12 protein-coding genes are annotated in these 15,960 nt (G+C 28.0%); all 12 read right to left on the bottom strand.

What is annotated here, in order from left to right; translation table 11 throughout:
• Nucleotides 1–26: 26 nt before the first annotated feature.
• Complete coding sequence (dapE, locus tag DU473_RS04810; protein ID WP_131162931.1) at nucleotides 27–1,124, bottom strand: succinyl-diaminopimelate desuccinylase; 1,098 nt, start codon at nucleotides 1,122–1,124, stop codon at nucleotides 27–29.
• Nucleotides 1,125–1,127: 3 nt separating this feature from the next.
• Nucleotides 1,128–1,727 carry a LysE family transporter gene (locus DU473_RS04815; protein WP_131162932.1) on the bottom strand — a complete coding sequence of 200 codons (600 nt, stop codon included), beginning with the start codon at nucleotides 1,725–1,727 and terminating at the stop codon, nucleotides 1,128–1,130.
• Nucleotides 1,727–2,422: an SIR2 family NAD-dependent protein deacylase gene (locus DU473_RS04820; protein WP_131186624.1), complete on the bottom strand. Its 696-nt coding sequence runs from the start codon at nucleotides 2,420–2,422 to the stop codon at nucleotides 1,727–1,729. The genes DU473_RS04815 and DU473_RS04820 overlap by 1 nt, the downstream gene beginning before the upstream one ends.
• Before the next feature lie 42 nt (nucleotides 2,423–2,464).
• Nucleotides 2,465–6,280 (bottom strand): restriction endonuclease subunit S, encoded by a 3,816-nt coding sequence (locus DU473_RS04825; protein ID WP_131162934.1) that lies wholly within the window; start codon nucleotides 6,278–6,280, stop codon nucleotides 2,465–2,467.
• Between the two features lie 8 nt (nucleotides 6,281–6,288).
• Nucleotides 6,289–8,496 carry an endonuclease MutS2 gene (locus DU473_RS04830; protein WP_131162935.1) on the bottom strand — a complete coding sequence of 736 codons (2,208 nt, stop codon included), beginning with the start codon at nucleotides 8,494–8,496 and terminating at the stop codon, nucleotides 6,289–6,291.
• The gene (locus DU473_RS04835; RefSeq protein ID WP_131186625.1) at nucleotides 8,489–8,839 is read right to left on the bottom strand and encodes a hypothetical protein; all 351 of its coding nucleotides are present in this window, start codon (nucleotides 8,837–8,839) and stop codon (nucleotides 8,489–8,491) included. The genes DU473_RS04830 and DU473_RS04835 overlap by 8 nt, the downstream gene beginning before the upstream one ends.
• Nucleotides 8,832–10,127 carry a UDP-N-acetylmuramate--L-alanine ligase gene (gene murC, locus DU473_RS04840; protein WP_131162937.1) on the bottom strand — a complete coding sequence of 432 codons (1,296 nt, stop codon included), beginning with the start codon at nucleotides 10,125–10,127 and terminating at the stop codon, nucleotides 8,832–8,834. Before murC ends, DU473_RS04835 begins: the two co-directional genes overlap by 8 nt.
• Before the next feature lie 143 nt (nucleotides 10,128–10,270).
• Entirely contained in the window at nucleotides 10,271–12,082 is a 1,812-nt protein-coding gene (locus DU473_RS04845) for a motility associated factor glycosyltransferase family protein (protein WP_131186626.1), read from the bottom strand.
• Nucleotides 12,083–12,099: 17 nt separating this feature from the next.
• A complete protein-coding gene (locus DU473_RS04850) occupies nucleotides 12,100–12,885 on the bottom strand; it encodes a carbon-nitrogen hydrolase family protein (protein WP_131165837.1) in 786 nt (261 codons plus the stop codon).
• Nucleotides 12,878–13,051 carry an exodeoxyribonuclease VII small subunit gene (gene xseB, locus DU473_RS04855; protein ID WP_131162940.1) on the bottom strand — a complete coding sequence of 58 codons (174 nt, stop codon included), beginning with the start codon at nucleotides 13,049–13,051 and terminating at the stop codon, nucleotides 12,878–12,880. The genes DU473_RS04850 and xseB overlap by 8 nt, the downstream gene beginning before the upstream one ends.
• Nucleotides 13,048–14,505, bottom strand: a complete 1,458-nt coding sequence (guaB, locus tag DU473_RS04860) for an IMP dehydrogenase (protein WP_131186627.1) — start codon at nucleotides 14,503–14,505, stop codon at nucleotides 13,048–13,050. The genes xseB and guaB overlap by 4 nt, the downstream gene beginning before the upstream one ends.
• A gap of 8 nt (nucleotides 14,506–14,513) precedes the next feature.
• Nucleotides 14,514–15,878: an Asp-tRNA(Asn)/Glu-tRNA(Gln) amidotransferase subunit GatA gene (gene gatA / locus DU473_RS04865; RefSeq protein ID WP_131186628.1), complete on the bottom strand. Its 1,365-nt coding sequence runs from the start codon at nucleotides 15,876–15,878 to the stop codon at nucleotides 14,514–14,516.
• Nucleotides 15,879–15,960 lie beyond the last annotated feature (82 nt).

The following is a 15,960-nucleotide window of genomic DNA, read 5'->3' on the forward strand; positions in this document are numbered from 1 at the left end:
TTTAACTTAACAAATAAATATTATTTTTAAAAATTCTCTACAAAATCTTTATAAATTAAGCAAAGCTTTTCAAATTCTTCTACGCTTACTCTTTCATTTACAGCGTGGATTGTATCATTACGCACACCAAATTCACATACGCTTACACCAAACTCAGCTAAAAATCTTGCATCACTTGTGCCACCTTTGGTATTAAATTTTGGAACTTGAGAAGTGATTTTTTGAACACTTTGATTAATTTTTTGAACAATTTTATTATCACTTTTGGTTAAAAAAGGTTTGGAGCTTTGACTTATCTTAAACTCATAGTTTAACCCTTCACAAATTTTTTCTACATAAGCTTTAACATCATCTACATTTGTATCTAATGAATTTCTAACATTAAACATAATTTTTAAATCATTTGGTGTTACATTACTAACTTCTAATCCTCCTCTAATATCTGTAATAACAATCTTTGAAGGATCAAATTCAGCACTTCCAGGATCTAGATCAAATCCAGCTAAAAATTTTAAAACTGGAGCAAAATCGTGTATAGGGTTAATGCATTTTTCAGGGTAAGCCACATGCCCTTGTTTGCCTTTTATAATAAGCGTTGCATTAATAGATCCACGACGCCCTATTTTAATAGTATCGCCAAAATGTTTATCACTGGTTGGTTCTCCTACCAAAGCAAAATCAGGCAAAAGATCTTTTTCTTTCATAAAATTAAGAAGCTCCAAAGTTCCATATCTTGCCTCGCCTTCTTCATCACTTGTAAGCATTAAAGAAAGTCTTGAGCCATTAAATTTAGCTTCTTTTAAAGCATACACAAAAGCAGCCACGCCACTTTTCATATCTTGCGCTCCCCTTGCATAGATAAAACCATCTTTTTCTATAGGTTTAAAAGGATCATTTTGCCAACCTTCTCCTGCAGGAACAACATCTATATGCCCACAAAAAGCTAAATGCTCGCCTTCATCTTTAAATTTTTTTGTAAGCAAAAGATTTTTGATACCTTCTTTTTCTATAAAAAAAGCTTCAAACTCGCTTAACTCCAAAGCGATAAAATTTAAAGCTCCATCATCTTTTGGTGTGATAGATTTAAATTTTAAAAGTTCTATTAAAAATTCTTTTGCATTCATTTTTTATCCTATAAAAGTTTTATAAAGTAAATTTATAGCAAAATACTCTATGATTAGAGCTGAAATAATATTGATAAATTTAATAATCCTTGCACTAAAAAAATCCTTATATCTTGCTACAAAAAAAGATAGAGCAAAGATCCAAGAAAGTATAGCCACAATAAGACCAATTACCATAGCATTAGGATGACTTTCTTTTATGGCAATACCTGCAACACTAAGCCAAAATCCTATTACAAAAGGATTTAAACCATTTAAAAATACACCCTTTAAATAACTTTTAAACAAATTTTCTTTAAATTCTACATTTTTTAAATTTAAATCTTTATTTTTTTTCACAAGCATCAAAAAAGCCATATAGCTTAAAAAAACAAATCCAAATACAGCTAAAACCTTCATAAATATCGCATTGTCCAAAAAGCCAATAAGTCCAAATTTTAAAAGAAAGAAATAAAGCATATCAACACTAAAAGCACCAAGGCCTACAGCTAAAGAATTTTTAAAAACCCTAAGAGCATAAGTTAAAATCAAAATATTTACAGGTCCAAAAGGAACGCTTACGCCAAAACCTAAAATCATCCCATTTAACAAAGAATCAAACATTAGCTATCTTTCATAAATTCATCTATATCTTGTGTTATCTTATCAATAGCACTTAAGACATTTTCTATATAAATTTTATCAAAAAACGTCTCTAAATTTTCATCCTTTTCATAGATATTTAAAATGCTTTTTTCACACATTCTTGCATACTCACCCACGGGCAAAACAGCTCCGCTTGTGCCTATGCTTATAAAAAGTGAAGTTTGACTTAAAAGAGAGTAAAGTGTGTTATAAGCTGGGGCTGCTTCTTCAAACATAACGATACTATGCCTTAAATTTTCACTTTTGCATTTGGGGCATTTTTTATTTGCCATTAAATTATAAGCTATATTAAAAATTTCACCACATTTTAAACAACGAAGTTCAGGCAAAAAGCCATGTAAATGAATGACTTCTTTACATCCTGCACGTTCTAGCAAATCATCTACATTTTGCGTGATGACAAAAAGATTTTTACCCCATTTTTCTTTTAATTTAGCAATTTGTTTATGAGCATAATTTGGCTTTACATTTGCAAGCTCTAGACGTCTTGCATCATAAAAATCAAGTACTTTTTTGGGATTTTTTCTAAAGCCTGTCGCAGAGCAAATTTCCATCACATCATACTCATCCCAAAGCCCACTATTATCTCTAAAAGTTTTAAGCCCACTTGGAGCACTAAGCCCAGCTCCACTTAATATCATAATGTTTTTCATCGCTAAACCTTATAAAATTTATGAAGTTTAGCGAAAAATGCTTTAAGAAAATAAATATTTTTGCAAGATTTTTTCTTTTTCTTTTTCTAATTTACTAAGCTCTATTTTATTCTCATTGACTTTTTTCTCAATCTTATCAATTATATCTACTATTTTATCTTGAAAATCTAGAGAAGGAAGTTTAACTCTTAATGATCTTATTCTATCTATTGAAGCTCTAAGTTTTCTTGAAAATCCTTGTTTTTTACCAGCTTCATTTAAAATGAAACTTATATATTTAACATTTAATTTTGCATCATTAACTCTCAATACTCCACAATGATCAGTTGGATAAAACTTTTTGTTTTTTGGCATAAAACTCACCATCCAATCTCCATCTATACCCCATAAAACAGAATCACTATCATAATCTGGTAAGATTTCTTTATCAATAAATCCAAATATCTCTAACACATTTGCACTATAAACAGGAATTTTCCCATCTTCAAGCAAATCACTATTTAAAATTCTCTTTCCAATACTTAATTTGAAAATTGGATTTGACAAAGAATATTCTTTAATTGTTTTATTAAATGATGATAAAAATTTATTATCTAAATTTATTTTACACAAATTATTAATTTTATCTAAAATAGAATTTAGTTCATACTCTTGATTATCCTCTATAATACCGCATTTTTGAAGTATTGCTTTGATTAGATTTTGATACTCTTTTATACTCAAACTTAAAGTATTATACTGCTCTTCTATTTTTTCACACTCTGCAACAATCTGTTTTTGAATTTCAAATGGTGGAAGCGGGATTTTTAAAGATTTTAATTCAGTTTTTTGCAAATGCCTTAATCCACTCCCTTTAAACAAAAAGCAATTAATGAAATTTTCTAGTTGTTTTAATAAAATATATAAAAAATATGTATCAATATAATTTTCATTTTTACTTTTTAATGTATATGTATCAGTTGAATAAGAACTTTTACCATTATAAAATTGAACTATTGCATTCCCACCAGTAGATAAAAATATATTTTTTCCTTTAATAAGATATTTGTCATAACGATAGACATTTGTACCACTTGTAAAAAAAGGATATTTTCCGGTTATATTTTCTTTTGCCTCTCTAACTTGAATTTTGGACTTTAAATTATCGACTATTATATCCCCTAATCTCACCAATTCATACTTAGAATTTGCAAAAGGATTAGACATTTCATTTTGCATTAAATTATTAGGATTTAAACTTATAGCTTTATTAAATTCCACTTTTTCAAAGTCTATCATATCAATAAGTCTTGCTTTACTAGCATAACTTTGCAAATCTTTTGGTATATCATTAAGAGTTTTTAAAAAAGCATTATGAATTAAAGTATTAAGCTTAGTCTCATTTTGCGGATTATCTCTTTCAAAAAGTGGGCTAAGATAAGGCTTGTGTAATTCTTTTAAACCTTCATCGCCTTTTCTATTGCTCCACTCATAGCCCAAAAATTTCTTTTGTTTTTTTATATCGCTTGGGGATTTTATGATTAAAACTTCTTGATTAAGACTTAAGCAAAAATAAAGCAATTTATCCTTTTCGATTGCCTGAGCATAGGCTAAAAAGGCTTTATCTTCTAAACTTTTTTTATCTTTACTTTCTTTATAAATTTTAGATTCTTTAAGTTTTTTATAATCACTTGTTTGCTCAAATGCATTGCGATAATCTTTAAAGACTTCTAGCTCTGCAAGTTTAGAATCTAAGTTGCCATTTAAAAAATTTTCATAAAGCTCTTTATCAAATTTTCTAAAATCACAATACGCAGCTAGATAATTTTGAGAAAAGTTTTCATTGTCTTTTAAATTTTCAGCTTCTATACGCTCTTTGATTAAGCTATAATCTTGAGAAATTGATTCGTTTTCTTGCTTAAAAGTTTCTTTTTTACGTAAAAATAAAATAATTGTATTTGTCCCAGTCGCTCCAAAAGTGCAGCTTCCAAGTTCAACAATAGCAATAAAATCAAAATTTTGAAACAATATTTCTCTTGTATTTTTATAAATAGAATCCTTATTTAAAATAGAGCTTGGCAAAATAATTGCAGCTTTTGCATTATCTTTTAAAATTTGATTTGCTCTTTCTATGAAAAAACATTCAATAGCATTATTTGTTTCTATGTTTATATCATCATTAAAAAGTTTATAAGTGTTTTTAGATTTATTACTTAAGGTTTCTAAAAATCCTTTTACAGAATAAGGTGGATTTGCTATAAGTAAATCAAAACTATTAGATTCTATTTGTGGTTTTGCTTTTTCTCCTTCTAGGTTGTTCGTATTTGCTAGTTCAAAAGAAGCAAGTGTATCAGCGTATAAAATATTGATTTCATTTTGCCCATACATTGCACTTGAAACCTTAGAAACCTTACTTAAACGATATTCTTTTTCAATACCATAAATATTTTTATAATGCTCTTTTAATTCTTCTTCTGCTAAATATCGCTTAAGCTCATTAGCATAGGTATTTAAAAAATGTCCAGCACCACAAGCATAATCAATCACTTTTAAAGCTTTAGAATTTTCGCTTAACATTGTTTGAAGTGGTAAAGAATACACAACAAATTCACAAATTTGTATAGGCGTAAAAAACTGACCTTCATCTTGCTTCATACCTTTTTGCAAAAAAAGTTCAAAAAGATTACCTAAAAATTGATTGGTAGAATTTTGAGTAAGTTTATAATTTGTAAAAAGTTCTACTATTTCCTTTAATACAAGTGCGTTTTTTAAGAATAATTCTTTATTATGCACTTCTAAAAATGCAAAATCATTATTAGAATAAAATTTTAATTCTTTAATATAATTTTGCATTACTTCTTTTAAAGTTTTTGTTTTTAGTTGTTTAAAATCCTTTTCTATATCTTCATTGGATACAAAGGTGATTTTTTCTCCTAAGAATTCTCCCATAGCTTCTTTATAAAGCCACATTAATCTATCTTGCATATTTGCATAAGTATCTGCCATTACACCAAAATATCCAAATTTGAGATTGTTTTTATTAAAAGTTTCATCATAAATTTTACAAAGAAAAATATTTACAAGTTTATCGAAAGCATTTTCCTTGCCTGATATATTATGCTTGCGTAAAATTTTTGCAAATTCGTGATATTTACCTTCTTCTTTAAGCTCTTTAAGATTATCAAAAGTTGGAGTTATTTCTAAAATTTTATAAGCATTGACATTAACCTCAAAAATACCTTGTTCAAAATATTGTAGTTCATAACTTTCTTTCCAAGCTTTAAAAAGTTCTATATTGTTATTAGCTTTTTGATAAGAATTTTGTAATTCTTTTTCTTTTAAATATTCCTCATTATCAAAAACTTGTATGATATAGTTTTTATATTCTAGCTTATCACTAAAATCACTTGTGTAAAGACAAAGATATTTTACACCTTTTTCTTGCTGAAGATAAGAAAAAAGTTGGCCGCCATCTTCTTGCATTCTAGTCCATTCTTTTACAAATTCGCTATTTTTAGAATCTGTAGTTTTACATTCAATGAACAAATAAGGATTATTTTCATTATCCTTTACTAAAATATCAGCCCTACCACCTTTTTTATCCCTGCCAAGATTCCATTTTGGTTCTAACTCTAAATGTTCAGCCTTATAACCTTTTTCTAAAAGTCTATGCACACATTCAAAAACTACAAAATTTTCAGGGTGTGAAAAATTAGAAGTGGTTTTATCATGAATCTTAATTTCTTTTGGGTAAATAATATTTTTATTTTTAAAATCTATAGAAAGTGTATATTTGCCAATTCTTTTTATATAAATTTCATCTTGCTCTAAAAAATTTAAACTCTCTAAAATTTCCTTTAAGTTATCTTTTGTGATCATCTCTATCCTTAAAACCTCACTACCTTAGCGCCAAAACCACCTTGATTGATCGGTGCATCACTAAAACTTTTTACACTTTTGTGTGCTTTTAAAAATTCTTTTACCGCAAAAGCAAGCTTTCCTGTTCCTATGCCATGATATACTAAAACTTCATCAAATCCAGCAAGCAAGGCATCTGAAATAAATTTATCAAGCCTAGAAATAGCCTCATCGCTTCTAAGTCCATGTAAATCCAAAGTGATGTTTAAATTACTTGGTTTAGCAACGCTTATATTTGTTTTAGAACTTTTTTTAGGAAGTTCTACACTTTTTTTAAGCAAATTAAGTCCTACTCTTAGATTAAGCCCTTCACATTCTATCAAAGCTTCATTTTTAGAAATAGCTTTAATCACCCCTTTAATCTTTTCATATTTTACAAAATCTCCTACTCTTAGCTCTTCATTTTGTTTTATGCTTGGTAAGATAATTTCTTTTTTTAGTTCATTGGCTTTATTTAAGCTTCTTTGTTTTTCTTTGATATCTTTTAAATTTATAGTTTTTTTAGCCTCTTCTATGGCTTTATAAAATTTAAATTCTAATTCCCTTAAAGTATTTTTAAATTTTTCTTCTTGTTTTTGTTTTTGTTCTTTTAAATTCTGCAAAATCTCATCAGCAATTTGTTCTTTTTTATGTATATTTTGAAGCTTAGTTTTAAGTTCTAGTTCAAGATTGATATTTTTACTCACCATTACTTCTAAATTCTCTTTATCTTCACCATAAAGTTTTTTAGCTTCACTTACCAAATTAGCTGGAATTTGATAACGCAAAGCTGTTTCAAAAGCATAAGATTTTCCTATGGTGCCTTTTAAAAATTCATATTTTGGCTTTGAAATTTCCTCATCATACAAAGCAGCGATAAGTTCAACTTCTTCATTTTGTGCTAAAAGCATAGCAAGACGCTTATGATGTGTTGTAATGATGATTTTAAGTTTATTTTTTATAAGATGAGAAATAATAACACTATATAAACAAGCAGCCTCTTCAAAATCTGTTCCAAGCTCTATTTCATCAATTCCCAATAATAAATTTTTTTTAGTAAAAAGCTTTGAAATTTGAAGCATTCTGCCTGCAAAGGTTGAGATATTATTTTTAACATTTTGAGGATCTTCAATGATGGCATCAAATTCTTTAAAAGAACTGATTTTACTTTCATTAGCTTTTATTTTCATAGGCAAAAGATGCTTAGCTAAAAAAGCAGCGGCAAGCAAAGACTTTAATAACATGGATTTTCCACCCGCATTAACCCCTGTAATAATTAAAACTTGCTTTTTAAATTCAAGAGAAATACTTTTTGGATTTTCAAGAGCTGGATGAGCAAAATCTTTAAGTATAATTTCATTTGAGTTTTCACATAAAATAAATTCATAATCTTTCTTTTTAGCAAGCAAAACTCTAGCACTATAATGATCAAATAAATCAAAAGCACTATTAATAAATTTCAAAAAAGGTAGATTTTTAGCTAGAAAAATAGAAAAATTTTTGGCATATTCATAATAAATCTCTTCTTTTTGATTTTTAATTTTTTCTATATCATCTTGTAAATTTTCAATATTTAAAGGGATAATATAAAAACCTCCACTACTGCTTCTAGCTATAATCTTAGCTTTTAAAGTGTGATTAAACCCTCCTCTTACAAGCAATGCTTCAAAACCATTGATAAAATGAATTTGCGTATCGATTAAATAAGGACTAAGCGATTTAGTATAAATAAGTTTTTTAAACTCGGCTCTTATGGCTTCATTTTTAAGTCTTAAAGCTGTATTTAAATTTATAAGTCTTTCATCTAAACTTTCTTTTAGTTCTCCTTTATCATCAAATTTTAAAGTGAGTTCTAAAATTTCTTCTGAAAGCTGAATTTTTTCAAGCCAAGAGTCTAGATTAAATCCAAAATTAATTTTTTTAAGTTTTTCAAAATAACAAAAAATTTTCACAAACTCATAAATTTCATCTAAATGCAAAACCCCTTGTTTGCTTAAATGTGCCAAAGCTTTATCCAAATTTAAAACTTCTGGAATTTGCGGGAAATTGATCTTACAAAGCTCATCAATACGCTTTAAATGAAGCGAAGAATCACCTTGTAAAAATATATCTTTATCCCTTGAAAAAAAGGATTTAAACTCTTCTAAATAACCATTTAAATCCAATTTTGATATAAGTTCTTCTTTATTTTCACTCATTTTTTAACCTGCAATGATTTATATCAATGATTAAAGATCTAAAGCTAAGATTGTTATCCTTAGAAATAAAACTCGCTGTGCCAAATTCATAATTAAAATAATCATTAGAAATATTTAAATCTTTACAAATGATGCTTTTACCTTGATTAAAAGCTGTAAGAACTTCACGATTTTTTTCTGCTTTTTTAATATTTTGTATTTCAAAAAATACAGAAAAAATAATAGTAGCTAAAAGTAAAATTACAAAAAAAGGTTTGGTTTTAGATCCTAGTTTTTTACGCAACATAAGAGTGATTAAAAGTAAAATTAAAATAATTAAAAGATAAAATAAAATTTTACTCATTATTTTGCCTTAATTTATTGCTAATATCTCCTGCTCCAAAACCTATAATCAAACCTTTATCAAAGACTCTTCCTTTATCTGTGACTAAAAACTTACCTTCTCTTTTAATATCATTAATAAATAAAGCCTTATCAAAATACTTTTTTAAGTCAATTTCGATTTTTTCTTCTCCTGCGGCATAGACAGGCAAAATCACAAGTTCATCTATATCATCAAATGCTAAAACAAATTCTTTTAAATTTGCAGCCAAACGTGTATAACGATGGGGTTCAAAAATGGCAGTAATTTTTTTATATCCTGCTAATTTTGCATATTCTCTAGCAGCATTTAAAGTAGCTTTAATCTCTGTTGGATGATGGCCATAATCATCAATTAAAGCTAAATCCTCATCAGCATATAAAATATCAAATCTTTTTTTAATCCCTTGATATTTTTTTAAATTTAATCTAATTTGCTCTATATTTTCATAATTTAATGCAGCTAAAATAGCTAAAGAAGCATCAATAGCTAGATGATAACCCATACCAAATACGCTAAAACGTCCTAAATTTTTAAGCTCAAAACTTGTTTTAGGTCTAAAATTTTCAATCTCCATAACACAATTTTTAATATCCTTACTAGGATAAAGACGCAAAGCTTCACCTTTATAATCTTTTAAAAATTCATCTTCTGCATTAATAACACGAATCTTAGCATTTTCTAAAAAACTGGTATAAGCGTGATGGAGTTTTGAAATTTCATTACCATAATGATCCAAATGCTCTGCTTCTACATTTGTAACTATGGCCAAATGAGGATTTGAATTTAAAAAAGAACTATCACTTTCATCAGCTTCAAAAATAAGATTTTCGCTTTCTTTATAAATCATATTTGAGCCAAATTCTTTTAAAATAGCACCAATAATAACTGATGAATTTGGTATCAAAGAAGCTAAAATGCTTGAAGTGGTGCTTTTTCCATGTGCTCCTGCAACAGCAAAAACACGTTTATCTTGCAAAATCAAAGGTAAAGCTTCTTTACGCGAAAGAGTTTTAATGCCTAATTCTTTAGCGTGCTTAAATTCAGGATTTTCTTCTTTTATAGCGGCTGAATAAATTACTAAATCTTTTCCGATGATATTTTCTTTATTGTGCGGGATTGATACACACACACCCTCATTTTCAAGCTCTTTAGTGATTTTACTTTCTTTTAAATCACTTCCACTAATCTTAAAGCCTTTTTCTTTTAAAAATCTTGCCAAAGCTGAAATACCTATGCCACCTATACCTATAAAATGAATTTTTTGCATCTTTGCCTCAAATATTGTAAAAAATCAAAAGCAAAAATTTTAACACTTTTTCACTAAAATACCCTTAAAATATTTTCATAAAAATTATTTAGAATTTTTAAAATTCTTGGATAAATTAAAACTTAGCGGCAATATTATAAAAATTATTTAGTATTTAAGGCTTCTAAAATACTTTCATATTTTGTATTTAATTTTTCTAGAAATTCTTTCAACCATTCTTTATAAGCTTTTATATAGGCAAATAAATACTCTCTTTCATCATTTGTATCTCTTATAGCACAAGAAATCAAATAACCACGATAAGCAAAAATACCCCTTAAGGCTTCATCTTGCACGAACTCATTATTTGCTAATATTTCATTAAAACTACTTATATTTTTATGAACATTTTGTAAAAATTCTAAAGGTAAAATAATATCTTTGCTTAAGATATTATCCAATGCTTCTTTTAAAGCTTTGGCATCATTTAATAAATTTTCGCAAGTTTGTTTATCTTGTTTTAATTTTGCAAAAAATTTAGCAATGAGTTTAGAGCTTCTATTTTTAGTTAAAGGTTTTAAATTTTCAAATTTAGGTTTTTCTTTATGAAGTAAATTTTCACAAACATTTTTAAAAGATATTTCTTTAGTAAAATTTATCCTTGCTCCACCTTCTGTGGCATTGTAAAAATTTACTTCTTGATTACAGGCAAAAAGGTATTCTAATTTGATACGATAATCATTCCAAAATATATGCGTTTTAATCTGTTTATTTCCACCATATGCTTCTACTTCCAAAGTATCACTAAAATATTCTTCTTTAGATTTTTCTGTATAATAATAACCATTTGAATGAGAATTTCCTTTCTCATCATAGGCTAAATCTTGTCCTATCATAATAATATTTTTAAATCCTAAAGCAAGAGCTAAGGTATAAGAGAAATGACTTACATGAGTTCCTGTATCTATGTAACCAAAATCATTTAAATTATAACGCATATACAAATTCTTATTTCTTAGCACCAAAGATACATTTTTATCTTTTAAAAACTGCACAACATTAGGATGAGTAGCACATTCAAGCATTATTAAAGCATCATTTAAATTGGGTATATTTTTAAAAAAATTAATCGCCCAATCAGAAAAATCTAAATTGGTCACATAATCAGGCTTAATATTCTCTTTTAATAAAATACTCAAAGCTCCATCTGCGCAAAAAATAAAAGCTTTATTTTGATATTTTTTAAGTAAAGGAAGTTGCTTAGCAAGTGAAGGTCCTGCTGAAACTACTATGGCCGTATCAAAGGTATTTTTTCTTTGATTTAGAAGTCTTTGAAAAGGAATGTTTTCTAACATGGTAGGGATATTGCAAAGAAATTGTTTATAAGTTAAAAGAGGAAGATAGCAAGTTCTATCAGCATTCCTTATAGCAACATCAGCTGTTTTTATACATATTTCATTAACTTTTAATATTTCATTGCTAAAAAAATCTTTATAATACAAAGAACTAGCAAAAAGTTTATATAAACTTAAATATTCAAGTATATCTTGATGATCAAAAAACATAGCAACTTGAATTTCAAAATCCAATGCATTAGGATCAAGCAAAATGATTTTGTAATTTTTTAATTCTTCGCTAATATCTATGATATTTAAGGCTAAAATTAAAAGCTCTATTTCACTTTCAAAAACAAAAATATGTTTAAATTTAAAACTTAAATTTTTAACCAATTCTCCATTAGCTATACCATAAATAAAAATAAAAGGATAATTTTTGCTGCCATCAAGAATAGAACTAGCAAATTGGTTAATTTGCTCTTTATTTTCATATAAATATCTTTTTCTAGAATCATAAATATTTAAATTTTCATCTACTCTAAAACTTAATTTTGATTGATTTAAAAAAGTTAATATTTTTGAAGCAAGATTATAATTTGAGATTTTTAAACTTTCTATATTTTTTGCAAAAATATCCACATTTTTCCTAACAAATATCAAATTTTATTTTTGATAATTTTATCAAATCCCCATAAATTTCTTGCTTCAATAGCCTTTTTTGGCTCTATAATAAGCATTTCCTCTTCATTTCCAAGTTTTTCTTCTATCTCTCCAAAAGCGTTAATAAACATAGTATCACCATAAAATTTCCATTCTTCATTATGCTTTGAAGTTCCTATACGATTAACTCTTAAAATACTAGTATGATTTAAAAAAGCTCTTACTTTTAAAAGTTCTTCCCAACGTTTCTTACTTTCAAACGTAGAAGCAGTAGGAATAATAACAAGATCAATTTTTTTTGTCATAATTTTTTTCCAAAAAATATCAAAATGAGCCTCAAAACCAAAAATTAATGCACACTTTAATCCTTCATAAGTAAAATGAAAAAGTTTAAGTTCATTTTGTTCTTTATTTTTAAAAAAAGCCTTTTCATTCCAATGGGAATAAGGTATTAAAATTTGTTGCTCATAAATTTTTATCATATTAGGCGAAACTTTAAGACAAGTTTTTTTATATCCTTTATTTTCTACACAAACAAAAGGCGCAATGATCTCTAAATCATATTTTTTAGAAAGTCTTATAAGACTTTCTTTTTTAGCCTCACTTTGCTCTTTAATCATACTTTTTGGCATAGAAAGCAATTCTATAAAAAAGCTATTAATAACATATTCTCCAAGTACAACTAAATTTGCACCACTTTCTTTTGAAGCTTGTAAATAATAATCAAGTCTTGATTCACTCAAAGCTAAAGTAGGAAATTGTAAAGCAGCTATTTTACTCATTGATTTTTTCCACTTCTAATTTTGCTTTGTCTAATTCCATTCTAGCTTTTTTAATGTTTTCTAAACCCATTTTATAAATTTTAATACTTTCATTTAGGGTTAATTCATTATTATTTAATTTTTCTAAAGCTTCATTTGCTTTTTCTAATTTTTCTTCAAAACTCATTGATTATTTACCTTATAATTTGGCGCCTCATGGGTAATAGTTACATCATGAACATGACTTTCTTTTAATCCCGCACTAGTAATCTCTACAAATTCAGCTTTTTCTTTAAATTCTTGTATATCTTTTGCACCCACATAACCCATAGAAGATCTCAAACCTCCCAAGAGCTGATGAACCACATCTTTAATACTTCCAACATAAGGTACACGTCCTTCTATACCTTCAGGAACTAATTTTTCTTGTGCTGTTCCTTCTTGAAAATATCTATCAGAACTTCCTTTTTGCATAGCGCCAAGAGATCCCATACCTCTATAAGTTTTGTATTGTCTTCCTTGATAAGTAAAAAGCTCGCCTGGACTCTCATTTGTTCCAGCAAGTAAAGAACCTATCATTACAGAACTCGCTCCAGCAGCTAAAGCTTTAGCAATATCACCAGAATATTTAATCCCTCCATCTGCTATAACAGGAACATTAAATTTATCTGCCTCCAAAGCACATTCATCAATAGCTGAAATTTGAGGAACTCCAACTCCTGAAACAATTCTTGTTGTACAAATACTACCAGGTCCTATACCCACTTTAATAGCATCAACACCTAACTCACATAAAGCTTTAGCAGCTTTTGCAGTAGCTATATTGCCAGCTATTAAATCTACATCAGGATAATTTTTTTTAAGCTCTTTTATGGTATCCATAATCCCTTTTGAGTGTCCATGAGCAGAATCAAGAACTATAGCATCAACACCTGCTTCAATCAAAGCTTTTGCTCTATCCATCTGACCTACTCCAATTGCAGCTGCTACGCGTAATCTTCCTAATTTATCCTTGTTTGCATTAGGATATTCTTTTCTTTTTTTAAGATCTTTTATAGTAATAAGCCCTTCTAAGTATCCTTGTTCGTCTACTATAGGAAGTTTTTCAACCTTATTGGTGCTAAAAATTTTTTCAGCATCATCAAGAGTGCAACCTTTTGGTGCAGTAATTAAAGGGGGTTTGCTCATTACATTTTCAACTAAATTATCTAAATTATTTTCAAATCTTAAATCACGATTGGTTAAAATTCCTATTAATTTTTTATTATTATCTACAACAGGAACTCCAGAAATTCTATACTCGGCCATAAGCTCCAAAGCTTCCTTAACACTAGCCTTAGCCCCTATGTAAATAGGATCATAAATTACGCCACTTTCGCTTTTTTTTACTCTTTTAACCTCTCTAGCTTGTGAGGCTATATCCATATTTTTATGAATCACACCAATTCCACCCAGTCTTGCCATCATAATAGCAGCTCTATGCTCGGTTACTGTATCCATAGCTGCAGATACTAAAGGAATATTTAAAGTAATATTTTTAGTTAATTTTGTATAAATTTTTACCTCTTTAGGTAAAACCTCAGAATACCCTGGACATAAAAGTACATCTTCGAATGTTAAAGCACGTTTGATAATTTTCATAATAACCCCTATTTATTTTTTATAATTTTCTCTAAATTTAATGCACCATCTAAAAGAGTTTGTTCATCAAATTGCTTACATACTAGCTGAGCTGAAATATTAAGATTATTACCATCTTTTCCTATAGGAATGCTAATGCCTCCAAGTCCTGCTAAATTTACCGAAATCGTATAAATATCTTCTAAATAATTTTGCATAGGAGTTTTTTTAGTATCAAAAGAAAAAGCCGTAGTTGGAGTAACTGGCATAAAAATAAGATCACAATCTTGCAAAATATCTTTATATTTATTTTTGATAAAAGTTCTCGCTTTTAAAGCTTTTATATAATAAGCATCATAATACCCGCTACTTAAAACAAAGGTTCCTAACAAAATACGACGTTTAACTTCATCTCCAAATCCTTCATTTCTTGTATTAATATACATTTCATTTAAGCTATCTTGTTTTTCACTCCTTCTTCCAAATCTTACTCCATCATATCGACTTAAATTTGTACTTGCCTCAGCTGCAGCAATAATATAATACGTTGCTATATCAAATTTAGAATCAAGTAAATTTTTATAAACAATATTATGTCCATATGATTTTAATAATTCTATAGTTTTTAAAAGGGCTTGTTTTACTTCAGCACTTGCTTCATCAATATAATTTTGTATAACAGCTATAGTTAATTTTTTATCAGGATTTAAATTTGGCGCTGTTTTAGCAAATTCTATTTTAGCACTTGTGCTATCTAGTTCATCATATCCTGCCATTGCATCATAAAGCAAAGCTGCATCTTCTACATTTTGAGTTAAGACTCCAATTTGATCAAGACTTGAAGAATAAGTCACCAAACCATAGCGACTAATACGTCCATAGCTTGGTTTAAAACCTACGCATCCGCAAAATGCAGCAGGTTGCCTTACAGATCCACCAGTATCCGTTCCCAAACTTGCCAAAGCTAAACCACTAGAAACTGCAGCCGCACTTCCGCCACTACTTCCACCTGGAACTTTGCTAAAATCCAAAGGATTTAAAGTCCTACCATAACAAGAATTTGCAGTAGAACTACCCATAGCAAATTCATCCATATTAGCTCGCCCAAAAGGCGAAAAACCATTTTGTTTTAAATTTTTTATAGCACTTGCATCATAAGGAGAAACATAGCCTTGTAAAATTTTAGAAGCACAAGTAAGCTCCCAATCTTTGACACAAATATTATCTTTAATGGCAACTGGAATACCTTCTATACTATCTGTTAAATCTTTATCCAAAAATTGCTCTACATAGGCACCAATTTTTTTTTGTTTTTTTGCTTTCTCATTTAATTCTTTTTTTAGATTTATAAGTTCTTCTTTAGAATATGTTAAAGCTTCTTTTAAAGTAATCATTTTTTATCCTTTGTTAATTTTATAAAAAATATAGCTAAGGCACTTAAAAGCAAAACAACAATAACCGTTATAACTACAATAC

Origin of the sequence: Campylobacter novaezeelandiae, assembly GCF_004323845.1 — a bacterium.
GTDB classification, from domain to species: Bacteria; Campylobacterota; Campylobacteria; order Campylobacterales; family Campylobacteraceae; genus Campylobacter_D; species Campylobacter_D novaezeelandiae.